General features: G+C 57.1%; 21 protein-coding genes. 6 read left to right on the plus strand and 15 right to left on the minus strand.

Features of this window, described 5'->3' with window-relative positions; translation table 11 throughout:
* Positions 1-29 precede the first annotated feature (29 nt).
* The 3 genes from AC2FLP_RS02005 to acnA all read right to left on the minus strand — a co-directional run bounded on the left by AC2FLP_RS02005 (position 30) and on the right by acnA (position 5,182).
* Positions 30-731, minus strand: a complete 702-nt coding sequence (locus AC2FLP_RS02005) for an SDR family NAD(P)-dependent oxidoreductase (RefSeq protein WP_299894121.1) — start codon at positions 729-731, stop codon at positions 30-32.
* A gap of 139 nt (positions 732-870) precedes the next feature.
* Positions 871-2,373, minus strand: coding sequence for a BCCT family transporter (locus AC2FLP_RS02010; RefSeq protein WP_496681083.1), 1,503 nt, complete (start codon positions 2,371-2,373; stop codon positions 871-873).
* A gap of 118 nt (positions 2,374-2,491) precedes the next feature.
* Positions 2,492-5,182: an aconitate hydratase AcnA gene (acnA, locus tag AC2FLP_RS02015; protein WP_496681080.1), complete on the minus strand. Its 2,691-nt coding sequence runs from the start codon at positions 5,180-5,182 to the stop codon at positions 2,492-2,494.
* A gap of 225 nt (positions 5,183-5,407) precedes the next feature.
* On the opposite strand from acnA, the gene AC2FLP_RS02020 reads away from it, so the two are divergent.
* The gene (locus AC2FLP_RS02020) at positions 5,408-6,109 is read left to right on the plus strand and encodes a DUF1223 domain-containing protein (RefSeq protein ID WP_496681078.1); all 702 of its coding nucleotides are present in this window, start codon (positions 5,408-5,410) and stop codon (positions 6,107-6,109) included.
* On the opposite strand, the gene AC2FLP_RS02025 is transcribed toward AC2FLP_RS02020, so the two are convergent.
* The 4 genes from AC2FLP_RS02025 to purB form a co-directional block, all read right to left on the minus strand.
* A complete protein-coding gene (locus AC2FLP_RS02025) occupies positions 6,110-7,033 on the minus strand; it encodes a lysophospholipid acyltransferase family protein (RefSeq protein ID WP_496681075.1) in 924 nt (307 codons plus the stop codon).
* Positions 7,034-7,170: 137 nt separating this feature from the next.
* Positions 7,171-8,244 carry a flagellar motor switch protein FliG gene (locus AC2FLP_RS02030; RefSeq protein ID WP_496681623.1) on the minus strand — a complete coding sequence of 358 codons (1,074 nt, stop codon included), beginning with the start codon at positions 8,242-8,244 and terminating at the stop codon, positions 7,171-7,173.
* 96 nt (positions 8,245-8,340) lie between these two features.
* On the minus strand, positions 8,341-8,883 hold the full coding sequence (locus AC2FLP_RS02035) for a tetratricopeptide repeat protein (protein ID WP_496681072.1): 543 nt from the start codon (positions 8,881-8,883) through the stop codon (positions 8,341-8,343).
* A gap of 373 nt (positions 8,884-9,256) precedes the next feature.
* Complete coding sequence (gene purB, locus AC2FLP_RS02040) at positions 9,257-10,561, minus strand: adenylosuccinate lyase (protein ID WP_496671415.1); 1,305 nt, start codon at positions 10,559-10,561, stop codon at positions 9,257-9,259.
* An 88-nt stretch (positions 10,562-10,649) separates the two neighbouring features.
* Between purB and AC2FLP_RS02045 the strand changes: the two genes are divergently transcribed.
* Together AC2FLP_RS02045 and AC2FLP_RS02050 are read left to right on the plus strand one after the other, a co-directional pair.
* Positions 10,650-10,982, plus strand: coding sequence for a hypothetical protein (locus tag AC2FLP_RS02045; RefSeq protein WP_496681069.1), 333 nt, complete (start codon positions 10,650-10,652; stop codon positions 10,980-10,982).
* A gap of 173 nt (positions 10,983-11,155) precedes the next feature.
* Positions 11,156-11,716 (plus strand): hypothetical protein, encoded by a 561-nt coding sequence (locus AC2FLP_RS02050; protein WP_117868592.1) that lies wholly within the window; start codon positions 11,156-11,158, stop codon positions 11,714-11,716.
* Positions 11,717-11,896: 180 nt separating this feature from the next.
* Here the strand turns inward: AC2FLP_RS02050 and AC2FLP_RS02055 are convergent, their stop codons facing one another.
* Positions 11,897-12,085, minus strand: a complete 189-nt coding sequence (locus AC2FLP_RS02055; RefSeq protein ID WP_171204977.1) for a hypothetical protein — start codon at positions 12,083-12,085, stop codon at positions 11,897-11,899.
* The gene (locus AC2FLP_RS02060; protein ID WP_171204976.1) at positions 12,086-13,300 is read right to left on the minus strand and encodes a bifunctional alpha/beta hydrolase/OsmC family protein; all 1,215 of its coding nucleotides are present in this window, start codon (positions 13,298-13,300) and stop codon (positions 12,086-12,088) included. It lies immediately after the preceding gene.
* Between the two features lie 276 nt (positions 13,301-13,576).
* On the opposite strand from AC2FLP_RS02060, the gene AC2FLP_RS02065 reads away from it, so the two are divergent.
* The gene (locus AC2FLP_RS02065; RefSeq protein ID WP_496681064.1) at positions 13,577-13,771 is read left to right on the plus strand and encodes a hypothetical protein; all 195 of its coding nucleotides are present in this window, start codon (positions 13,577-13,579) and stop codon (positions 13,769-13,771) included.
* Positions 13,772-13,781: 10 nt separating this feature from the next.
* Here the strand turns inward: AC2FLP_RS02065 and dddP are convergent, their stop codons facing one another.
* Positions 13,782-15,125 carry a dimethylsulfonioproprionate lyase DddP gene (gene dddP, locus AC2FLP_RS02070; RefSeq protein ID WP_496681061.1) on the minus strand — a complete coding sequence of 448 codons (1,344 nt, stop codon included), beginning with the start codon at positions 15,123-15,125 and terminating at the stop codon, positions 13,782-13,784.
* Positions 15,126-15,248: 123 nt separating this feature from the next.
* Here dddP and AC2FLP_RS02075 point away from each other — a divergent pair, with 123 nt between their 5' ends.
* Complete coding sequence (locus AC2FLP_RS02075; RefSeq protein ID WP_496681058.1) at positions 15,249-15,992, plus strand: heme-dependent oxidative N-demethylase family protein; 744 nt, start codon at positions 15,249-15,251, stop codon at positions 15,990-15,992.
* A 36-nt stretch (positions 15,993-16,028) separates the two neighbouring features.
* Here AC2FLP_RS02075 and AC2FLP_RS02080 read toward each other — a convergent pair whose 3' ends face one another.
* The 5 genes from AC2FLP_RS02080 to AC2FLP_RS02100 form a co-directional block, all read right to left on the minus strand.
* On the minus strand, positions 16,029-16,940 hold the full coding sequence (locus AC2FLP_RS02080) for a hypothetical protein (RefSeq protein WP_496681055.1): 912 nt from the start codon (positions 16,938-16,940) through the stop codon (positions 16,029-16,031).
* Between the two features lie 197 nt (positions 16,941-17,137).
* Positions 17,138-17,926, minus strand: a complete 789-nt coding sequence (locus tag AC2FLP_RS02085; RefSeq protein ID WP_117868598.1) for a lytic murein transglycosylase — start codon at positions 17,924-17,926, stop codon at positions 17,138-17,140.
* Positions 17,927-17,992: 66 nt separating this feature from the next.
* The gene (locus tag AC2FLP_RS02090; protein WP_496681052.1) at positions 17,993-18,640 is read right to left on the minus strand and encodes an MSMEG_1061 family FMN-dependent PPOX-type flavoprotein; all 648 of its coding nucleotides are present in this window, start codon (positions 18,638-18,640) and stop codon (positions 17,993-17,995) included.
* Between the two features lie 126 nt (positions 18,641-18,766).
* A complete protein-coding gene (glnA, locus tag AC2FLP_RS02095) occupies positions 18,767-20,173 on the minus strand; it encodes a type I glutamate--ammonia ligase (protein ID WP_117868600.1) in 1,407 nt (468 codons plus the stop codon).
* Positions 20,174-20,214: 41 nt separating this feature from the next.
* Positions 20,215-20,553 (minus strand): P-II family nitrogen regulator, encoded by a 339-nt coding sequence (locus AC2FLP_RS02100; RefSeq protein ID WP_117868601.1) that lies wholly within the window; start codon positions 20,551-20,553, stop codon positions 20,215-20,217.
* A gap of 171 nt (positions 20,554-20,724) precedes the next feature.
* Between AC2FLP_RS02100 and AC2FLP_RS02105 the strand changes: the two genes are divergently transcribed.
* The gene (locus AC2FLP_RS02105) at positions 20,725-22,326 is read left to right on the plus strand and encodes an NAD(P)H-hydrate dehydratase (protein WP_496681047.1); all 1,602 of its coding nucleotides are present in this window, start codon (positions 20,725-20,727) and stop codon (positions 22,324-22,326) included.
* Positions 22,327-22,505 lie beyond the last annotated feature (179 nt).

The raw sequence follows: 22,505 nt of genomic DNA on the forward strand, positions 1-22,505 counted from the left end.
GCAGATCCTAAAGCCAAGCGAAAGCGGGTCTACAGGCGATACCCTCCTGTCACGCCCAGAACCTCTCCGGTTACGAATCCCGCCGCGTCCGAGGCCAGAAACCGAACGGCGCTGGCGATGTCTTCGGGTCTTCCGATCCGGCCCAGAGCCGTTTCCTTGACGAAAAGCGATGTCAGATCGTCTGGACGGGGGGCTTCGGGGATGTTGATGGCGCCCGGCGCAACCGCGTTGACACGGATGCCCTCCGGGCCAAGCTCTTTCGCCATTGCGCGTGTCCAGAGGTTCAAAGCGGCCTTGCTTGCCCCATAGGTCACGGCGTCGCGCGGTGGCAGTGTCGCGTTCATCGACGAAATGCTGACGATTGATGCGCCGCGGTTCAGATGCGGCAATGCCGCAGCCAGCAACGCGGCCGGGGCCAGAAGATTGAGGTCAAGAATGGCGCGATGGTCTTCAACCCTGAACGCTTGTTTCGGAGTGGCGCGAACAAGACCGGCGTTGTTCACGATCACGTCCAGTCGTCCGAAGTGATCGATGACCTTTTCGACGACCTGGGTGGGTTGATTGTCTTTTGTAAGGTCCGACTGAATTGCCAGAACCCCGCCTTTCAGCATTTCAGAATCGGGCTGGCTGGCCAACCAGGTGAAGGCAACATGGTGATCACGGCTCAGGTCTTCGACTATTGCCTTCCCGATCCCACGGGCGCCACCGGTTATCAGTGCAACTTTTTTCATGAACTCAGATGACCGGCAAAGCGCCCAAGATTCAACGTTGATTTTTGCGCTGTCGGAATGCTGTCACTTGCGCAGCAAAATCCAGAGCATTGCCGCGATGAACGCGAAGGTTACGAGATTCATCAGCGTGTCCGTGAGATCACCGATCAGCATTGCGTTGCCCCTCCTCACTGAGCCCGCGGAACAAGCAAACCATCAGCAGGACTGAAATGAAGACAAAGGGCAATGCGCCAAGCGAAATGAGGGTTTTCACCGAGTCCACTGATCCCGAAAGGATCATCGCGACACTCAGCAGCCCAAGCAATCCCCCCCAGATCAGCCGGACGCGCGGCGGGGGATTCTCGTCCCCGCCCGTCGAGAAGGTGCCCAGAACAAATGCCGCACTTACGACGCTGGTTACAATGAACAAAAAGGCGGCCAGTACCGTGGCAAGCGTCGTAATCACAGACAGTGGAAGCCGGTCGAGCAGGACGAAGGTTACGCGTTCAATGTTTGTCTGCGTATAGGACAAGAGTTCGCCAGCGCCATTGAGCGCCTCGAACAGGCCAATGCCACCAAATGCACCGAACCAGAGGATTGAAAACAGGGTGGGGGCGAACAACACTCCGATCACGAATTCCCGTATCGTGCGACCGCGAGATATGCGGGCGACAAAGACGCCCAAAAATGGGCCCCAGGCGATCCACCAGACCATGTAGGTAAGTGTCCAGTCGCTGAACCATCTGGTGACGTCATCGCCGAAGAACGTAAAGGTTTGAAAGCCCCTGGGAATGACATTGGTGACATAGTCCCCGAACCCCTGAACGATAGTATTCAGAAGGTATTCAGTGGGGCCAAGCACCACCGTGTAGGCAACAAGGCCGATTGCGATCAGCATGGCGGCATTGGACAAGCGCGCCATACCCTGACCCAGGTCGATTAGGAGTGCCGGGATATAGGCCGCGACCATTGCCAGAAACACGGCGCCAATCAGAAGGGCACCGACGGTTTCACGACCGCCCAGAACGGCGATGCCGTCTGCCACCTGAAATACGCCCATGGCCATGGAACCGCCGACACCAATGGCAATGGCGATGATCGCCATGAAATCCGAAAGCCATCCGACACGTTCAGCCCAGCGTTCGCCGGGAAACAGGCTTTTGATCGGCGCGCTGACCATCATCCCGGTGCCGCGCCGAAAACTGAAAAAGGCGATGGAAAGCGCGGTTGATCCGTATATGGCCCAAGCGTGTAAGCCCCAGTGAAAGTTCGTCGCCAGCATGGCTTGTTGCGCCGCGATGAAATCCGGTGCCATACCGTTGATAAAGTTGAAATGGGTCAACGGTTCCGCCACTGCCCAAAACAGCAGGCCGACGCCCATGCCCGCAGAAAACAACATCGAAATCCATGTAGCCGTGGAAAACTCTGGTTCCTCGTCATCCCGGCCAAGGCGAATATTGCCATAGGGTGAAAAGGCCAGAAACAGACATCCGATCAACATGCCCGAAGCGGCGAGCATCACGAACCAGCCGCGGCTGTGGAAGGTCTGTTGGACAATGCCACTGGCCCAGGTCACCAGACTTTGAATGTCCACGACGCCCCATATCCCGATCACTGCAATTACGCTGAGCGAACACACCAGCAGGGCGTTGGGTTTCTTCATAGCGATTGGTTTCCGTTTATGACCTTGCCTAACAGTTTCAGGTTTTCGAATAAATGACCAGAATACAAAAAACCCCCGGCAGATGGCCGGGGGTTTGAATTGCATGCTTTGCTATCGGTTATGATGCCTTTGCAAGATTGCGCAGGACGTAATGCAATACGCCACCGTTTTCGATGTATTCAATCTCGGGCGCGGTATCGATACGGCATTTCAGGGTGATGGTCTTTTCGGTTCCATCGCCATAAACGATGGTGCAGGGGACTTCCTGTAGCGGCTCGATTGTATCCAGCCCGTGTATCGAAACGATTTCATCCCCCTTCAGCCCAAGGGTTTTGCGGTTGTCGCCTCCTGTGAACTCGAACGGAATGACACCCATACCAACAAGGTTCGAACGGTGGATACGCTCAAAGCTCTCGGCGATTACGGCCTTCACGCCCAGCAGCGCCGTGCCCTTGGCCGCCCAGTCGCGGCTTGAGCCCGCCCCATATTGCTCGCCACCGAATACCACCAACGGGGTGCCATTCGCTTGATAGGCCATCGAGGCGTCGTAGATTGACGTCTGTTCGCCGTCCGGACCCTTGGTGTAACCGCCTTCGACGCCGTCCAGCATCTCGTTCTTGATGCGAATGTTGGCGAATGTGCCGCGCATCATCACCTCGTGGTTGCCGCGGCGTGAACCATATGAATTGAATTCACGCGGCTGAACCTGACGTTCGATCAGGTACTGGCCTGCGGGCGAAGTCGTCGCGAATGACCCAGCAGGTGAGATGTGGTCGGTCGTGACCATGTCACCTAGAATGGCCAGAACCTTGGCGCCTTCGATGTTGGAAATCGTGCCTGGTTCGGGGCCCATGCCCTGGAAATAGGGCGGGTTCTGGATATAGGTCGATGTCGGTGGCCAGTCATAGGTTTCTGCATCAGTGGTTTCAACCGATTGCCATTTTTCGTCCCCTTTGAAAACGTCGGCGTATTTCGACTGGAACGCTTCGCGCGTGACGGTCCGTTCGACCAATTCCGCGACCTCGTGTTGGGTAGGCCAGAGGTCTTTCATATAGACGTCATTGCCGTCCTTGTCCTGACCGATCGGCTCGGATGTCAGGTCAATATCCATGGTGCCCGCCAGCGCGTACACGACGACCAGAGGCGGCGAAGCCAGATAGTTGGCCCGCACATCGGGCGAGATCCGACCTTCGAAGTTGCGGTTGCCCGACAAGACCGAGGTGGCAACAAGATCGCCCTCCGCAATTGCCTCCGAGATTTCTTTTTGGATTGGCCCCGAGTTGCCGATACACGTGGTGCAGCCATATCCCACGAGGTTGAAGCCGATCTTGTCCAGATCCTCCTGCAGGCCTGCGGCCTCCAGGTAAGCGGACACAACCTGCGAACCTGGTGCCAGCGAGGTTTTGACCCAAGGTTTACGATCCAGACCCAGCGCGGCTGCCTTGCGCGCCACAAGGCCCGCTCCGATCATCACATAAGGGTTCGAGGTGTTGGTGCAGGAGGTGATCGAGGCGATCACGACCTTACCCGATTCCATGCCATAGTTTTCGCCTTTGACCTCAATCTGTTTGCCCATCGGGCGCTTGAAGGTCTCGGCCATTTCCCTGGTGAAAGCAGCTTTGGCGTCGGTCAGCGCGACATAATCCTGCGGGCGTTTGGGCCCCGAGATCGCCGGAACAATAGTGCCCATATCCAGGGACAGGGTGTCGGTGTAGATCGGCGCGTAGTTCTCGTCACGCCAGAAACCGTTTTCCTTGGCGTAGGCTTCAACCAGAGCGACACGATCTTCGTCGCGCCCTGTGTTGCGCATGTAGCGCAGCGTTTCGCCGTCGATTGGGAAAAAGCCACATGTTGCACCGTATTCCGGTGCCATATTGGCGATGGTCGCGCGGTCGGCCAGCGGTAGACGATCCAGACCTTCGCCGAAGAATTCAACAAACTTGCCGACAACGCCTTTTTCGCGCAACATTTCCACGACTTTCAGAACCAGGTCGGTGCCGGTGGTGCCTTCGACCAGATCGCCGGTCAGTTCAAAGCCCACGACTTCGGGGATCAGCATCGAGATTGGCTGACCCAGCATTGCGGCCTCGGCCTCGATCCCGCCAACACCCCAGCCCAGAACGGCCATGCCGTTAACCATGGTGGTATGGCTGTCAGTGCCAACCAGAGTGTCAGGATAGGCGACTTCGTCGCCGTTCTGGTCAGTATCGGTCCAAACGGTCTGTGCCAGATATTCAAGGTTCACCTGGTGGCAGATACCGGTGCCGGGGGGAACTACACGGAAGTTGTTGAACGCGCCCTGACCCCATTTCAGGAACTGGTACCGTTCCATGTTGCGTTCGTATTCGCGGTCCACATTCATCTGGAACGCACGCGGGTTGCCGAATTCGTCGATCATGACCGAGTGGTCGATGACCAGATCGACCGGGTTCAGCGGGTTGATCTTTTGCGCGTCGCCGCCCAGCGCCTTGATGCCGTCCCGCATCGCGGCCAGATCCACAACGGCCGGAACGCCGGTGAAATCCTGCATCAGTACACGGGCCGGACGATAGGCGATCTCGCGCGGGTTCTTCCCGCCTTTGGCACCCCATTCGGCAAAGGCTTTGATGTCATCGACCGAGACCGAGAACCCGTCATCCTCGAACCGCAACATGTTTTCCAGCACTACTTTGAGTGCGGCAGGCAGTTTGGAGAAATCGCCCAGGCCCGCCTCTTGCGCGGCGGGGATGGAATAATAGGAAATGGATTTACCATTCACGCTCAGACTGCGGCGCGTATTGGCGGTATCCTGTCCGACTTTGATGGGCATCTGTGGCCTCCCTCTCAAATGACTTGGATTTTAGGATTTGCTGAGTGTTATCTGCATCACCAAGGCCCCGTGTTCAAGGTCGAACAGGCGTTGAGAGGTAAATTTGTATACTATTGTACACTTTTTTCCTTGAGGGCGTGTGTCAATGTCTCAAGAAACCTTGATTGGCCGTTGAGCGTCAAAGCAGCTATCCCTGAGACCCAACCGCTCAACCCGAGAGTTCTCATGTTCAGATCCATTGCATTGACCACCGTGTTTTCCTGTTTTGTGGCGGCACAGGTCGCGGCCGAGGAAGACCCGGTGGTGGTCGAACTGTTCACGTCTCAGGGGTGTTCATCCTGCCCGCCGGCGGATCGGATCATGCATGATCTGGCCAAGCGGGACGACGTCATAGGGCTGGCTTTGCATGTCGACTACTGGGACTATATTGGCTGGAAGGACGAATATGCAGACCCTGATCATACGCTCCGGCAGCGGGCTTATGCCCGCGAGGGGGGGCGATCGATGATCTACACACCGCAGATGGTGATCAACGGGCAGCACGATATTGTCGGGGCGCAAGCCCGGGAACTTGATCAATTGATCGAAGCGCATCTGAAAGCAGCACCCGAAGCGTCGGTGACTGCCATTCGCTCAGCCGATGTGGTGACAGTGGATGTCACTCCAGTTGAGTTGCCGAAAGAAGAAACCTACGACGTGCATGTCGTTCAATACTCACCTATGCGGCACGCATCGATCCGTCGTGGAGAACTGGCCGGGCACGAGTTAGACTATGCCAATGTCGTTGAGGCCTGGCAGATTGCAGGGCAATGGGATGGAACTGCACCGCAAACATTCGCGGTTCAGCTTGGTTCAGATTTGCCGGCTGTCATTCTGGTGCAAAGGACAGGTCATGGGCCGATTGTTGCCGCGACCCGAGTCAAATGATCAGGGCATCTCTTCAGGCTTGATTCCCAATCCATTCCAATGCTTCCAGCGTCGGTGAATCCAGAACCATTGCCCCATATGCCGCCGTACCATCTTTTCCAGATCGTCGTTGGTGAATTGGGTCATCGTTTTCGGGTCCGTATGTGGCACCGGTTCATGCAGAACGATCTCAAAATCGATGCCGTTGGGCTGCCGTACCGCGTAACACGGAATCAGCTCAGCTTTGTATTTTATCGCCAATTCGGCGTTCAGCACGGATGTCACGGCGGGTTTGCCAAAAAACGTCAGCTCTTCACCGCCCATTGCGTGAAGATCGGATACAATGGCAATGATCCCGCCCTTTTTCAGCGAGCGCACCATTTCGACCATTCCGCGCCGTCCCTGTTCGAACATCGGGGCGCCTGTCTTGTAGAAGGCTTCGACATAAGCGTCGTTGAAATACGGGTTGGCCATCCTCCGATACAGGCAGCCGATGGGCTGACCGCTGTAGGTTTGCAGGGCGATACGCGCGGCAAGGTAGTGACCGAAATGGGCCGTAATCATCATGACCGGACGACCCTCGGCAATAGCCGCGTCAAACGCTGCGATACCTGGTCCTGAAATCTTGGCCTTGCTCTGACGTTCGATAAAGTCTTCCGGAGAAAAATGCTCCATGATCGCACGACCGGCATTGTCCGGCACATCGCGGCAAATCTGCCTGACTTCGGCTTCAGGCAAGTCTGGGCACGTCAGTTTCAGATTTCGACGGACACGTTTGCGAAACCCGACAACAGGTGCCAGAAACCGCACGATGGCGCCCATTGTTGCTATACGCCGTTCGTAGGGAATCATGCGCATAACGCCGATGACCCCCTGTAGAAACAGATTGGCGACATAGTATTTCCCAAGCTCAAACCGGCTGAGCTCCGACTTTTCAACGGGCATGGAGGTGTCTCACCGCGTGTTGCGAATTGCTGAGACAGACATACAGCCCGATGCCTGCAAGCTCAAGCGCCCAGGCGGGCAGAATGCCTGAACCTGCATCAGGTGATCGGACAGCGCAAAACTCCTGGTTTCACATATCAGGCCGTATCTTCCTCATCATCTTTTTCGATCAGAGTAATTGAACCGGCGTCGACCAGAGTGCGAATGGCGGCAACGACCTGTGTCATGGCGTCTTCGGCCTCTGTTTGCTTGACACGACCACGTTCGGCCATTTCCTCGCGCAGATTGTCGGCCATGCGGGACGAAATGTTTGACAGAATGAATTCAACAGAAGCCTTGTCATCATCAGCGGCGGCACCCGCCAGCGCCGTGACAAGAGCCGGCTGTTCCACTTCGCGCAGGATGGCGGGAACCTCGCGGGCAGCAATGCGGCTTGAGATATGGGCAAAGGTGAAGATCGACTGGCGCACCAAATCCGCAAAATCGGCGTCGTCCTCGTCAAGTGCGTTCAACAAGTCGTCTCGTGTAGCGGCCGGCGACTGATTCAGGATCGCGCCGACCCTCGCGCCGGGACCATTGTCGAAAGCCTGAGCAGGCTGCTGATCCAGTTGCGCGGCCAGCGACCAGCCAATGCGCTCAACCGCTTCCGGGGTTACATTTGTTGTTTTCGAGATGGCATAGGTAATTCGTCGCGCAACCGGGCCCGGCATGCGGCCCAGCATCTGTGCCGCCTGTGCGGTATCCATTTTTGAAAGCATGACAGCCGCCACTTCGGTGCTTTCCGCCTGAGCCATGGCCGCCAGATCCTCAATGGGTACGTCACGCAAGCGTTGCCATGGATCGCCGATCTGGCGCACCCCGGCGAGCTTGCGCAGGCGCGCGGCAGTCGATGGTGCGATCTTTCCGTTCACCGCGTCCAATGCACCTGCAAGCCCATGTGGAAATGCCAGCCCGATGTTGTCCAGAGCATCGCTGAATTCCTGGGTCACTGCGCCCAGAGTTGCGCGATCCACAAGGCCCATTTGCCCAAGCTGATGGGTCAACGTCTCTTGCAGGTCGTCGGGCAATTCCTCAAGCGGAATATCGGCGCCTTCGTTCAACAGAAGGCGCACGACAACGGCCGCTTTTTGCCGGCCGGTCAGTGTTCGCGGAACAATTTGCGGCGCACCGTCATCTCCCGCAGCAAGAGGGGCTGACCCCCCATTTGCCATTTGTATCAATGCGTTTGTGTCCTGCATCTGCCCGTAGTGCCAAAAATTCCGAACCACGGGCAGATTAGAGAGAGTCGGGTTAAATATTCCTGAAGCTCAGTAGTTGTAGGTCAACCCTGTCCGGATGGCGTCGCGCAGGGACGCTTCGGCCCACGTTCCTTCGCCGCCACGGGCTTTGATCTCACGCCATTGCTCGATTGCCAGATCGGTTTTGCCTTCGGCTACAAAGCCTTGCGCCATGTAGCTGCGCGCCAGAAGATTGTCGGGATTGGCATTGATGGCATTCTGATAAAAGACGTTCGCCAGCTCCAACTCGCCCATCTTGCGGTAGGTAAAGCCCCAATAGGTCAGCACGCGGTCATTGTCCTGATCCATGATCCGCAGGATATCCTGAGCGTGCCCATACTGCCCGTCATAGGCCAATTCGCGGACGGCATCGTATAGCTGATCATCCGATAGATTGGTTTTGTTGGGTTTGACGCACCGACCTCTGGATTCGTCGTAGACCCGACCGAACAAACACTTCTTGGTCGTATTCGTCGGTTTCGGCGGGCTGCTGCTGTCGCCGCCTGCGGCATGGACCACAGGGGCAAAGGTGAAGGCTTGCAAAGCAAGGGCTGAAGCTAACAAAAGGCGCATAATCCTACTCCGTTCTCGGGGCTGCTCTCAAAATCATAGTGCGATCTACAAAAAAGCTAACAGTTGAACGGTTGCTTTTATTCACAAGTCGGACAGAAATTCGTCAGCTGTTGACCGATTTCGTGCAGCTTTGCGTTTCAGTGTCCCAAGTTGTGCCCGGTGCGCAGGATTGCGTCTGTTTGGAATGCGCGCTGCATGCAAGGCCGGCAGATGCCACGCAAATAAGTGCAAGTGAGCAAAGAACGGTACGGATCATGGTGCCTCTCCCCAAAAGATCGTCCACAGAATAGCCGATTTCGGGCGGTCTGGCAAAAACAAGGCCCGGCCTGCGCATTGCAGACCGGGCCGTGCGAAGGGGGCGTCGACACGTACCTTATTCGCCGAATACCCGGGCGAAGATCGTATCCACGTGCTTGGTGTGATAGCCGAGGTCGAATTTCTCTTCGATTTCTTCGGGGCTGAGCGCGGCAGTCACATCGGCGTCCGCCAGCAGTTCCTCTTTGAAATCGGTGCGGTGTTCCCAAACCTTCAGCGCGTTGCGCTGGACCATGGCATAGGCATCCTCACGGCTGACCCCTGCTTGGGTCAAGGCCAGCAGAACCCGCTGGCTCATGACAAGGCCGGGGAATTTGTTCATGTTTTCCAGCATGTTTTCGGGGAAGATCAGCATCTTGTCGATCACGCCAGTCAGGCGGGCCAGCGCAAAATCCAGAGTGATCGTGGCATCCGGCCCGATCATGCGTTCGACCGACGAGTGCGAGATATCGCGTTCGTGCCAGAGGGCCACATTCTCCATTGCCGGGATCACAGCTGCGCGCACCATGCGCGCCAGCCCGGTCAGATTCTCGGTTAGCACGGGGTTTTTCTTGTGCGGCATGGCCGAGGAGCCTTTTTGCCCCATCGAGAAGAATTCTGCGCCCTCCAATACCTCGGTCCGCTGCATGTGGCGGATTTCGATAGCGATGTTTTCGATACTGCTGGCGATGACGCCAAGCGTCGCAAAGAAGGCCGCGTGCCGGTCGCGCGGAATCACCTGGGTGCTGATCGGTTCGGGCACAAGACCCAGTTTGTCACAGACATGTTCCTCGACTGCGGGATCGATATTGGCGAAGGTGCCGACGGCGCCGCTGATCGCGCCGGTTGCGATTTCCGAACGGGCATCGCGCATGCGGGACAGGTTGCGGTCCATCTCGGCATAGAACCGGGCAAAGGTCAGGCCCATTGTTGTGGGCTCTGCGTGGATACCGTGGCTGCGACCGATGCGTACCGTGTCCTTGTGTTCAATCGCGCGGCGCTTGAGCGCTGCCAGAAGCCCTTCAAGATCGGCGATCAGGAGGTCGGCCGCGCGCGTCAGCTGGACGTTGAAGCACGTGTCCAGCACGTCCGAGCTGGTCATGCCCTGGTGCACAAACCGGGCCTCTTCACTGCCAACATGTTCAGCGAGATGGGTCAGGAAGGCTATGACGTCATGTTTGGTGACGGCTTCGATCTCGTCGATGCGGGCGACGTCGAATTCCACATCCTTGGCCTTCCAAACGGCTTCTGCATTCTCACGCGGGATCACGCCCAGATCGGCCATGGCATCGCAGGCGTGGGCCTCGATTTCGAACCAGATGCGAAACTTGGTTTCGGGCGACCAGATGGCAACCATGTCAGGGCGGGAATAACGGGGAATCATTGGCGGCAGCACCTTTATGTGATTGGGATGAGGCGTTGGCGCGGGGTTTAGCCGCCTGTGCGCAAGGGAACAAGATGTGAGAGCAGGTATGAGACGGTTTGCCCTGTTTTTCTCCCTTTGGCCGGGTGTTTTGGTCGCCGGAGACTTCCAGAAACTGTCCGGAGAGGAAATCCTGACGACCTTGGCGGGCAAGAAGCTGGAATACGGCGCGGGTGTTTGGCAGGTTTTTGAAGCCAGCATGACCACGCAGTATTTCTCGGGCGGGCCCAGTGTCGGGCGCTGGGCGGTGAGAGGGGATCAATACGGCTCGACATGGCCACCTGCCGATTTGTGGGCTTGCTACGACGTCTGGCGAAATGGGGAAGCGATCCGTTTCGTTGATGATGCGGGCGGCCAGACCGTCGGGGTCTATGCGAAATAGATATCATGCGTTTGTCTGCAAGTTGGGGTGCGATGCTTGCAAAAGTCAGACAACATGTGTGGGGAACGGCAATACCAGAACGTGGTTTTCTTGGGTCTTTGCAACGCAGTGCTGGACAAGTCGCTCTTTCAGGGGTCAAGCTGAAGGCGAAGAAATTATCAGGTTATTGAGATATGCGTTTTTTATCATCTCCAATTCTTGCCGCTTGCGCCGCTGTCTGGCTGGGTGGGGCAGGATCAGCATTGGCCGACACTCCGGTGACATATACCGATGATGGTCGCGCGCTGTTTCGGTTCGACGTGCCCGATTTCTGGGTGCTGCGCACAGGCGGCCCGCGAGAGATCGAAGACACCGGGTTGGATGATCCGCGTGCGGTGGCACGGGTTATGGGGCTGCGTCCCGTAACGGACGATATGGTCTGGATGGGCTTTGTTTCGCCTGCCGGAGTTGCAACCATCCAGGATGGTGTCCGGTACTTGCAGGATATCGACAAGTTTCTGGTTAAAGACCCGACCATCACCAGCACCAGCGACACCCGCATCGGCGGGTTGCCCGCCCGGGTCTATCGCGGGACCGGGCGCAGGGATGGCAAGGGAGTGAGCTTTACGGCCACCATCATTGACTTGCCGCGCAACCGCGTCGCCATAGCCGTTGCTATTTTGCGAGATGGGGCAAACCCGGATTATGCTGACGATCTGAATGCCGTATTCGCGTCGTTCCAGTCGCTTCAGTGAGGGGGGGTAAGATGAGCTTTAGACTGATCAAACGGATTTCCCTCGCATTGGGGCTGGGGGCTGCGACTTTGTCGCTGTCGGCCTGTGACGGTGTAACAGTTGGCGTCGGATACGGGTATGACCCGTTCTATGACTCGATGCTGTGGAACGATTACTACCGCCGTGACATCAATGTGGATATCAATCCACCGGACCGGCCAAATCGTCCAGATCGACCAACGCGCCCGGATCGTCCGAAACCACCGGTTGCCAAACCGCCTGTGCGGCCAAGGCCCCCAACGGCACGGCCACCTGCCGCGCGTCCGCCGATACATCGGCCATCGCCACGCCGCTGATGGCATGAGGGCCGCCAATCTGGCGGCCTTCCATTCAAGGAAGAAGTTCGGTTGTTATATGTGCCGAGCCTTCGAGTGTCCGGTGAACCGGACATTTGTCTGCGATCTCTAACAAGCGCTGTTTTTGTTCCTGATCAAGCGGGCCACTCAGGCGGATCTTGCGGCGGAACTGATCCACTTTGCCCTCATTTGCCAAACCGGCATCCTGAGCATGAACTTTGTCATGGCAAACATCGACGCTGACACTGGTCAGTGGCCAGTGTTTGCGTCGCGCATACATTCTTATCGTCATGGACGTACAGGCGCCGAGACCGGATGAGACAAAGCCATAGGGCGACATGCCCTTATCCGTGCCGCCATAAGACACCGGTTCATCTGCAACTGCATGATGGTGCGGACCTGCCTGAATATCCTGCATAAAGCCATTCAGATCCGCCTCTGTCACGCGAACGACACCTTCCGGTGCACCAGGAGGTGGCGCAGGTGGGCAAAGTTTCAGATAGCGCGAGACCCAAGCCGAGATGACATCCGCGGCATATTCAGCGTCAGAGGCCCGCGTGATCAGGTGATCGGCATCGTCGAGGGTGACGAAGCTTTTTGGGTGCTTTGCCGCCAGAAAGATGGTGCTTGCGTTGTCGATACTGACCGTTTCGTCCCGTGGGGCGTGCAGGATCAGCAGAGCGGCCTTGAGATCAGCGATCGAGGCAGACAGGGCCGATCCCGCAATGTCGTCCACAAACGCTTTGCCAATTCGAAACGGGCGTCCGCCCAAGGTAACCTCGGCGCTGCCGTCCTGTTCGATCTGGGGCAGGGCATCCTCAAAATGATGGGACACATGAGAGGGATCGGCCGGTGCGCCCAAGGTGACCACGGCCTTAACCGTCGGAATTCCGGCACGCGCCCGCAAAACCGCTGCGCCGCCAAGCGAGTGACCGATCAACAGGGCAGGGGCCATGTTTCGTCCGGCCAGATATTGCGCGGCCGAGATCAGATCCTCGACATTCGAAGTGAAGGTGGTGTTGGCGAACTCTCCTTCGGAGTGACCCAGGCCGGTAAAGTCGAACCGAAGCACTGCAATTCCCATGGCCGCCAGACGGGCCGAAATGCGCCGGGCCGCAGGTATGTCCTTGGAGCAGGTGAAGCAATGGGCAAACAGGGCCGTCGCAAGGACCGGACCATCCGGCAAATCCAGCCGCGCGGCCAATTGGCTGCCGTCATGTCCGGCAAAAGTGATGCGTTCCGTGGGCATGTCGGCTCCTTGAGCGGTTCCGGGAAACATCCCCAATACTGTGTTCAAGGCCGCCGGGTCACAACCCTTATGTCAAACGCGTCACGTGAAGGTGAGAACGAAGCGAGCGCTTTGCGATCTGACAGATGCCTGAGGTGAGTGGCAGAAGCGGTCGTAACTCTGGGGTAGGTTGGATGGACATCAAAAATTGTGATGTTTTATTCAACAAACATTGGTTTCACTTATGGCATTGCCAGGCCCATCTACTCACCACAGCAATTGATAAAGGAGACACAGATGACACATGCAGACGCCGCCGCACACCTTCCCAAGATACTTCCAGTTACAGTTCTGGCGATTGTTCTGGCTGGCCTTTTGGGCTTCGCCGTCGGGCAGTCCCGGCCCGTTGTCTTCAGCGGGCCTCAGGATCAGGTAAGTCCAACTGTCGAAGACTGGCACGGCAACGTTCGCCGGTCGCATTGGTCAGAATGAGGCTTTGGCCTCAATCGAGTCCCATCAATCGGGCATCGAAGGGGTATTTCGTCAGGTTTTCATATCCGTCTTCGGTTATGAGAACCTGGTCCTCCAACTTGATACTGAAATCGCCGCCGACTTCGCCCACGCAGGCCTCGACACACAAGACCATTCCAGGTTCCAGCGGATAATCGTAAGCCCCCTCAACCGCCTTGTCCGGATAAGCAACCAGCGGCCATTCATCGCAAAGGCCGACGCCGTGCATCAGGCAGCCATATTTCTGCGCCTGAAACTTTTCGTCCAGCCTGTGGGAATTTGCAGTCAGTTCAGGGATCATCACGCCGGGTTTGAGCATTTCCATATTGGTCATGATGTGTTCATGTGCGTGTTGCATGGCGTAGATCATGTCTTCGCGCGGCTTCTGATCGCCAATCCACCAACTGCGGGAAATGTCGACGCAAATCCCGTAAGATCCAATAAGGTCGGTGTCGAACGAGATGATCTCGTTCTGCTGGGTGATCCGTGGGCCGCATTCCTGAAACCAAGGGTTGGTCCGCTGACCCGAAGCCAGCAGGCGGGTTTCGATCCACTCTCCACCACGCTTGATGTTTTCGGCGTGAAGAACAGCCCAGATATCATCTTCTGAGGTCTTGCCATCGCCAACATTGGCACGGGCAAAATTTTCCATTTCAGCAACGGCAGTTTCGCAGGCATGACTGGCGCAGCGCATGGCGAGGATTTCGTCGGGCCCTTTGACGGCGCGGGTCTTTTCGGTCAGCTCTTCGCCTTCCATTATGTCGAACCCCTGCGCCTCAAGCGCGCGCAATCCGTGCAGCATGATTTTGTCGACAGCCAGACGCTTGTTGCCGCCGCTGTGTTCTTCGACCAGCACGCGTACCTCGTTCGAGAATACATCCGCGGCCACGTCAACCTTGTCGCCCCGGTCAAAGTAAAACAGGTCAGCGCCAGAGCGCTGCTCGCGTACAAGTGGGTTGAAGGTGCTGAGGAAGGGTGAGTTCTTGTAATCCCAGATCACCATATAGCCATCCGCACACAGCAGGACCGCCCGAAACGGATTGTGGGTGTTCCACAGCTGCATGTTCGTGCTGTCGGTGACATAGCGGATATTCAGCGGGTCAAAAATCAGCAAGCCACCAAAGCCGCGGTCCACGATGGCCTGCGTCAGCCGCTTCCAGCGGTGTTCCCGCATCCGTGCCAGATTGGGAAGCTCCAGCCCCGCTGCAGCCCATTCGTCAAACGCAAGCTGCGTCGGCCCAATCTCGATCCTGTCATTTTCGTTTGGCGTACCATCGCCCAACGTCGCGCCTTGGCTGGGGTCAATCTTGCGCGTGTCTCGGTAGTGCTGGTTCATGGCTGGCCTCATTGCTTGTTCCAACTACAATTCATCTGCCGGAAACAATCGTCTGAGAAAAATGCGACGGCGAGGTTGTCGTTTTCGACCGACAAGAAAAGCTGCGCGTGCTAAGCCACTGGTATGAAGCGTATTCTACAAAACAAAATCCCATATGATGTCGGCAACCCACGCGCTTTGCCGGGTATTCAACCTGCAACCATGGAAAGCTGGCTGCATCAGGATGAGGCCTTTGCCGACCAGATGCAGCGCCGCGAGGAAGTGTTGGCTGAGCGGCGTGACGACGTTCTCGCGCTCGATCCTCAGGCCAAGCCTGCTGCCGTGGAATTACTGGATCTGGTGCTGATGCAGATCTACCCCACGGCCGGTGCAGAGGTCGTACGACCGGACGGTGTATCAGTCGCGATCGACCGGGATCGTCCGCTTGATACGCTGTGCAGGCTGGTACAGGAGGATTTTTGCATCCTGCAGAAACGGGCAGATGAACATGTACTAACGGGTGCCATACTGTGTTTTCCCGCCAGTTGGCGTTTGTCTGAGAAATTCATGCGACCGCTGATTGATATCCACGTGCCCGTGGAAAGTTATGATGCCAATCTCGCGAAGCGGGTGCAGAGGCTATTTGACGGTATTCAACCCGGCCGCCCGCTTTGGCGCTTCAATGCCCTGTGGTACGAAGACCCGGAGCTTTTCCAGCCTCGCAGTGCCAGTGAGCCGCGCGAAATACGGGACCGGCGTCAGGCGTCTTATCTGCGAAGCGAGCGGCAGACGTTATTGCGTTTGCCGAAAACCAACGCGATCGTGTTTTCCATCCACACATACGTTCTGGCCGCAAACGCGATCCCGGAAACGGAAAACCCCGCCTGATGGCGGGGCCTCCTAGGAGGGTCTTCGGTAATTCTTTTACATGCCCAAGGCGCCAGCTACATCTGCTAACGCGTTACTAGCGTTCAGCGAGAAAATGGCGAAAGTGAACACAAGCACCTGTGTGTTGAGGCGGAAATCCTCGCCCCGGATCAGGTTGACTGCGGCCATCGATACGGCAATCGGTGCCGAAACGCTGGCCAATACTCCGGTCATGCACCAGCTGCTGAGACGGAGGATGTCGCTTGGCCTGTCATCTTCCTCGGTGATGGCAGCGCCGGGTTCATTCTGGCCTGGCAGGTCGGCTTCGTCGCTTCGAAAAGCGATGCTGAGCAATTGTTCATCCGTCAGTTGAATCGGACGCGCGGCAGGAGCAAGAGGGGCGCTGATCGCGTCATCCTGTTCCGTCTGTTTCACCCCGGCGAACTGTCCGGTCAGTGACTGAAAGATTTGCTTGCGGTCCCGCGTTGCCCTGCTTGGTGTCAGCGTGTCAAAGGCGCTCATGAAATGCTCAACGGTAAGAACCGTGTGCGGTGATAACCATTCGACCCGCCGGGTCGAACAGATATCGACCATACGATACAGTGTAACCACCAGCATCAGTTCGGATATCTCGGCGTCATCCAAAAGTGGCGAGACTGGCGTGATCGTTAGTACCAATCTGTTTTGCGGATGCGACACGCGGGGCCTTGCCATGGTTTTCAACCCCGCGGCGCGATCCATGCGCTCGTAACGGTCTTGCTGTTCGGAGGCGCCGGTATCCAGAGTCATACGTACAAGATACTGGCTCGAGACGATGCTGGCCTCGGTTGCGCTGAGCAGGGTCTTGCGTTCGACCAGATGACCGTAGTCTTCCAGCGTCGTGGCAACGATAGATCCAAAGCGCTCTATCGCGCCGGTTGCGTCGCCGTCAAATTGCAGGCCGCCATGGTAGCTGTGCTTCCGAGCCACTGCCCCGTCCTTTATTACGTTCTGTTAGCTAGAGGCTAGCACCTCTTCTTGGAGAGAATTGGGCGAAAAATGCAAAAAAGTGAAATTTCCCGGCGATTGGTTACGCTTTGGAAACCAAGCAACTAAAGGCTTTTGTTTGTCACTGTGGCGGAAATGTGGCGAAATCGGGCGCAGCACGTGTTGCCGGTGCGGCGGGGCTATTTGTCGATTCGGGCGCCCATGATTGCGATGGATTGCTGATAGACAGAGGCTGCATTCCACTGCTGCAAGACGCGATAATTTGGTTCTCCGGGTTGATAGCCGCGCCCTGGCTTCCACCCTTTCTTTCGAAGAAAATTAGCGGTTGAGGCCAGTGCATCCGTCATGTTGTAGAAATCCACGCGCCGGTCCCCGGTGGCATCGACACCATAGGTCAGGGCGTTGCCTGGCAGGAATTGTGTGTGGCCCAGCTCGCCATGTTTTGCCCCTTTTGTCGCCATCGTAATGCTGCCCATGTCGACCAGTTTCAGTGCCCCAATTGCGTGGGGAATGAAGAACTCGGATCGGCGACAATCATAGGCCAGTGTTGTGATTGCGGAAACAACCTGACTGTCGCCCATGAAATTGCCAAAGCCGGTTTCCATGCCGTGAATGGCGATCAGAACGCCGGCAGGTACACCGTATTGCCGCTCAAAGGCTGCATAGTAGTTCGGATTGGCGGCTTTGCGTTTGCGGCCCTGTGCGACAATTGTATCGGCCCCCCGAACTCGCATGAATTTGTCCAGCGAGTATTTAAAGCTCTTCTGATTGCGATCCGCAGCAATCGTCCGCGAAGCATACTGTGTCTGAGACAGCGCTTGCAGCCCCTTCTTTTTTACCCCCGCCTTGCGTGCCTGTTTGGCAAAATCTGCCTTCCAAGCCTCGAACCCTGCGCTGGTGTTCCCGCAGGGTGCGGCCAGAACCGGAGAGGTCAGGGAAAGGGCAAGAATGGTGGCTAGGCGAAACATGGGCGCAATCCGATGAAATTAAAATCTGCGGTTAGCCTAGCGTGGGCTGCGTCTCGGGCAAAGCGGTTAGTAAAGGTCCAACTCGCCCTTTTTCCTTAACGTTTCGAACCATTCCTCAGGGGTGGCCTTGATGTGGGCGTGTTTCACCATCATTGCATTCATGTTTGGCAGGTTGGTCGAGTCCGGCCAGTCTTCGGGCTGCCACAGGTGCGAGCGGATCACACATTTCGGACAGTGTGCGAATGCAGTCTCGACATGAATGAGCAGGGCAAGTTTGGGTGGGTGTTCGTCAACGGCCATACTATCCAGCAACTGGGGGGCGGTACAGATGCGGGCTGTGCCGCGAATGCGGAGCGTCTCCATCTTGCCTGGAACAAGGAAGATTACACTGACGCGCGGGTCCTTCAGAACATTGTGGAACGTATCCACGCGTTTGTTGCCCGGTCGATCGGGGATCGCGATCAGCGTATCGGACAGCACCTGAACAAAGCCGGGCGGGTCGCCACGGGGGGAAACATCAAGGTGCCCGTCCGGGTTGGCCGATGCGATCAGGCAAAACGGTGAGATCGCGATGAAATCGCGGCACATCTGATCGAGTGAGGACAACTCCTTGGCAACGATCTGTGGCAGCGGATGGCCAGAGATCCGTCTCAGTTCCTGTTCGGATGTCACAAGGTTTGAGAATTTCGAGAAAGGTGAAGTATCGCGAGGCATGCTGTTGTCTCCGATCGGGAGTTTTCTCACCAGTCTGTTGGAACAAAGGCGGTTCGTCAAATCTTGTGGGCGGAAATGACAAGGGCGCCCAAACGGGCGCCCTGACAATTCGTTCCAGTACTCAGCTTAGCAGCTGTAGTACATACCGTACTCCACCGGGTGCGGCGTGTGCTCGTAGGTTTCCACCTCTTCCATCTTCAGTGCGATGTAGCCGTCGATCTGGTCTTTGGTGAACACATCGCCCTGAAGCAGGAAGTCGTGATCGGATGCCAGAGCTTCCAGAGCCTCGCGCAAGCTGCCGCAGACGGTCGGGATGTCAGCCAGTTCCTCGGCGGGCAAGTCGTACAGGTTCTTGTCCATCGCCTCGCCGGGATTGATCTTGTTCTTGATGCCGTCCAGGCCGGCCATAAGCAGGGCGGCAAACGCCAGATAGGGGTTGGCTGCCGGATCGGGGAAGCGCGCTTCGACACGTTTGGCCTTGGGGCTTTCGGTCCATGGAATACGCACACAACCTGAACGGTTGCGTGCCGAATAGGCGCGCAGAACAGGGGCTTCAAACCCGGGGATCAAGCGCTTGTAGCTGTTGGTCGACGGGTTGGTGAAGGCGTTCAGGGTCTTGGCGTGTTTCAGGATGCCGCCGATGAAGTACAGCGCCTCGTCCGACAGGTCGGCGTATTTGTCGCCAGCGAACAGCGGCTTGCCATCTTTCCAGATCGACATGTTCACATGCATGCCGGTGCCGTTGTCACCTGCGATCGGCTTCGGCATGAACGTGGCCGATTTGCCGTAGGCGTGCGCGACGTTGTGGATGACGTACTTGTACTTCTGCAACTCGTCGGCCTGCTTGGTCAGGCTGTCGAAGATCAGGCCTAGCTCGTGCTGGCACGAGGCCACTTCGTGGTGGTGCTTGTCGACCTTCATGCCCAGGCGCTTCATGGTCGACAGCATTTCCGAACGCAGGTCCTGAGCTTCGTCGATGGGGTTGACCGGGAAGTAGCCGCCCTTGACGCCCGGACGGTGGCCCATGTTGCCCATCTCGTATTCGGTGTCGGTGTTCCACGACGCATCTGTTGCATCAACTTCGAAGGATACTTTGTTGATGCTGTTTGAAAAACGAACGTCATCAAACAGGAAGAATTCAGCTTCGGGGCCCATGTAGGCAACGTCACCGATACCGCTGGACTTCAGGTAGGCTTCGGCTTTCTGCGCGGTTCCGCGCGGGTCGCGGCCATAGGCTTCACCGGTGTCGGGTTCAACGATCGAGCAGTGCAGACACAGTGTCTTTTCAGCATAGAACGGGTCGATATAAGCCGATGTCGTGTCGGCGATCAGTTTCATGTCCGAGTTTTCGATCGACTTCCAGCCTGCAATGGACGAGCCGTCAAACATGAAGCCTTCTTCCAGGAAGTCTTCATCGACCAGATCGACGTCCACCGTCACGTGCTGCAGCTTGCCGCGCACGTCAGTAAACCGGATGTCGACATAGGCGACGTCTTCTTCGCGGATTGTATTGAGAACTGCGTCTACGCTCATTCCCTTGGTCCTTCTGATAGATGTGTCAGTAATCTTGTGGGTTATAGTGCGTCCGAGCCGGTTTCACCGGTCCGGATACGAATGGCTTGGTCGACGGGGGACACGAAAATCTTGCCGTCTCCGATCTTGTCGGTTTTGGCGGCCGACACGATGGCCTCGACGGCGGCGTCGACCTGGTCGTCGTCCAATACGACCTCGACCTTAACCTTGGGCAGAAAATCGACGACATACTCGGCGCCGCGATACAGCTCGGTATGGCCTTTCTGGCGACCGAAACCCTTGACCTCGATGACGCTGAGGCCCTGGACGCCCACATCCTGCAATGCCTCTTTCACTTCGTCCAGTTTGAACGGCTTGATGATCGCTTCGATCTTTTTCATCCCGGTTCACCTTGAATGGTTGTCTCAGGGGCAGTGATCACGTCTAAGATCGGGCGGCAATGTGATTGCGATATCGTGGGGGTCGGAACGCTTGGAAAAACGGCTTGGCGCTAATTTTTGAGCGATATGCACAAAAAGTAATCAAAATAGAATCGAGCGAGGGGTGAAAGGATGGAATTGCTGACAGCGGCACAGATGCGGACCATCGAGCAAGCCGTCATCACATCCGGTGAGGTGACCGGTCTGGAGCTGATGGAGCGGGCCGGGCAGGGTGTTGTTGACGCGATTTTCGAGGAATGGCCGGTGTTGGACAGGCGAGGGGCCAGCCCCTCGCGCTCCCCGGGGTATTTGGGGCCAGATGAAGAGGATCCGCTGCGCGCAGTGGTGCTGTGCGGACCAGGCAACAACGGAGGTGACGGGTTTGTTGTGGCGCGGCTTTTGCTGGAGCTGGGGTGGGAGGTTGAGGTGTTTCTTTACGGGAACCCGGAAAAGCTGCCACCGGATGCGCGGGTGAATTATGAGAGATGGGAAACAAAGAACGAAGTTCGCGTATTCGCCGTCGACCGCGCCCCGTTAGAGGATGATTTTCTTCGGTTTCCGAATGAAATTGACCTGGTGGTCGACGGGGTTTTTGGCACGGGTCTCACCCGACCATTTGCCGGTGTGTTTTCCATGTTGGCCAACGCACCGGCTAGAACCCTGCTGCGAGATCGAGGCGTAAAGGTCGTCGCAATTGACGCGCCAAGCGGCTTGTGCGCCGACAGTGGTCGCATTCTTGGCAATGCGATAGTTGCAGACATGGCGGTGACGTTTCACAGCAGAAAGCTGGGGCATGTGCTGGGTGATGGTCCGGTAACCTGCGGAACGGTACGAACCAAGTCGATTGGCCTCGAAACATGGGAGGACAGTCAGATCGTTCACATGGCCCATCCCGACAGGATGAAGCTTTTGAAAGCTTCGGTCGACCACAAATATTCGCATGGCCACGCTTTGATCCTGTCCGGAGGCTCGGGCAAAACAGGTGCTGCGCGATTGGCGGCGCGGGGGGCTTTGCGGATTGGGGCGGGTCTGGTGACGCTGGGCGTGCCGCCGTCAGCGCAGACGGAAGCGGCCAGCCAGATCACGGCCCTAATGTTGCAGCGGGTGGACGGGACCGATGATTTGTCCGAAATACTGGAGGATACGCGCCTGAATGCGCTTTGCCTGGGGCCTGCGCTAGGATTGGCGAGGGCGCAGGCACTTGTGCCTATGGCCTTGGCCGCACGGCGGGCAACCGTGTTGGACGCGGATGCTCTGTCAGCCTTTGCCGAGGATCCCGACACCCTGTTCGCGCATTTGCACGGCAAATGTGTACTCACCCCGCATGGCGGGGAATTCGCCCGGTTGTTTCCGGATGTTGCCGGGGAGATGAACGCGCACCCGACCAAGGGACCGGCGTATTCCAAGGTGGACGCAACGCGTGCTGCTGCAAAACGAGCTGGGTGCGTGGTTCTGTTCAAGGGTCCGGACACGGTGATCGCTGCGCCAGACGGACGATGCGTGGTCAACGCGGCCGTATACGAAAGAGCGGCCCCCTGGCTGGCGACCGCTGGGGCCGGCGATGTGCTTGCAGGATTCATCGTAGGTCTGCTGGCGCGAGGTTTTTCGCCGATACAGGCGGCGGAAACTGCGGCGTGGTTACATGTGGAATGCGCGCGCCAGTTCGGGCCGGGTTTGATCGCGGAAGATTTGCCGGAACAGGTGCCGGACGTTTTGAAAAAGTTGAATATCTGAGTGGGTTGGGCGTGGAACGGCTCAATTCACGGCGAGTCGGCGGAAATTCGCCGTCAAGGTCCGCGTCAATGCAGACCGAATGTTTGCCAGACGCATAGCCGGAGGCCACAATTCATTTGCACAATTTGCTGTAAACTTGTGGTAAGATTCGTAACTGTATGATTTATAATGTTAAATGG

This window comes from Ruegeria sp. CDSA141 (genome assembly GCF_059612005.1).

Bases quoted from the DNA above. Each gene is read 5' to 3' on its own strand.
- AC2FLP_RS02005 (WP_299894121.1), bottom strand. From the start codon at position 731: ATGAAAAAAGTTGCACTGATAACCGGTGGCGCCCGTGGGATCGGGAAG.
- AC2FLP_RS02010 (WP_496681083.1), bottom strand. From the start codon at position 2,373: ATGAAGAAACCCAACGCCCTGCTGGTGTGTTCGCTCAGCGTAATTGCA.
- acnA (WP_496681080.1), bottom strand. From the start codon at position 5,182: ATGCCCATCAAAGTCGGACAGGATACCGCCAATACGCGCCGCAGTCTG.
- AC2FLP_RS02020 (WP_496681078.1), top strand. From the start codon at position 5,408: ATGTTCAGATCCATTGCATTGACCACCGTGTTTTCCTGTTTTGTGGCG.
- AC2FLP_RS02025 (WP_496681075.1), bottom strand. From the start codon at position 7,033: ATGCCCGTTGAAAAGTCGGAGCTCAGCCGGTTTGAGCTTGGGAAATAC.
- AC2FLP_RS02030 (WP_496681623.1), bottom strand. From the start codon at position 8,244: ATGGCAAATGGGGGGTCAGCCCCTCTTGCTGCGGGAGATGACGGTGCG.
- AC2FLP_RS02035 (WP_496681072.1), bottom strand. From the start codon at position 8,883: ATGCGCCTTTTGTTAGCTTCAGCCCTTGCTTTGCAAGCCTTCACCTTT.
- purB (WP_496671415.1), bottom strand. From the start codon at position 10,561: ATGATTCCCCGTTATTCCCGCCCTGACATGGTTGCCATCTGGTCGCCC.
- AC2FLP_RS02045 (WP_496681069.1), top strand. From the start codon at position 10,650: ATGAGACGGTTTGCCCTGTTTTTCTCCCTTTGGCCGGGTGTTTTGGTC.
- AC2FLP_RS02050 (WP_117868592.1), top strand. From the start codon at position 11,156: ATGCGTTTTTTATCATCTCCAATTCTTGCCGCTTGCGCCGCTGTCTGG.
- AC2FLP_RS02055 (WP_171204977.1), bottom strand. From the start codon at position 12,085: ATGGAAGGCCGCCAGATTGGCGGCCCTCATGCCATCAGCGGCGTGGCG.
- AC2FLP_RS02060 (WP_171204976.1), bottom strand. From the start codon at position 13,300: ATGCCCACGGAACGCATCACTTTTGCCGGACATGACGGCAGCCAATTG.
- AC2FLP_RS02065 (WP_496681064.1), top strand. From the start codon at position 13,577: ATGACACATGCAGACGCCGCCGCACACCTTCCCAAGATACTTCCAGTT.
- dddP (WP_496681061.1), bottom strand. From the start codon at position 15,125: ATGAACCAGCACTACCGAGACACGCGCAAGATTGACCCCAGCCAAGGC.
- AC2FLP_RS02075 (WP_496681058.1), top strand. From the start codon at position 15,249: ATGAAGCGTATTCTACAAAACAAAATCCCATATGATGTCGGCAACCCA.
- AC2FLP_RS02085 (WP_117868598.1), bottom strand. From the start codon at position 17,926: ATGTTTCGCCTAGCCACCATTCTTGCCCTTTCCCTGACCTCTCCGGTT.
- AC2FLP_RS02090 (WP_496681052.1), bottom strand. From the start codon at position 18,640: ATGCCTCGCGATACTTCACCTTTCTCGAAATTCTCAAACCTTGTGACA.
- glnA (WP_117868600.1), bottom strand. From the start codon at position 20,173: ATGAGCGTAGACGCAGTTCTCAATACAATCCGCGAAGAAGACGTCGCC.
- AC2FLP_RS02100 (WP_117868601.1), bottom strand. From the start codon at position 20,553: ATGAAAAAGATCGAAGCGATCATCAAGCCGTTCAAACTGGACGAAGTG.
- AC2FLP_RS02105 (WP_496681047.1), top strand. From the start codon at position 20,725: ATGGAATTGCTGACAGCGGCACAGATGCGGACCATCGAGCAAGCCGTC.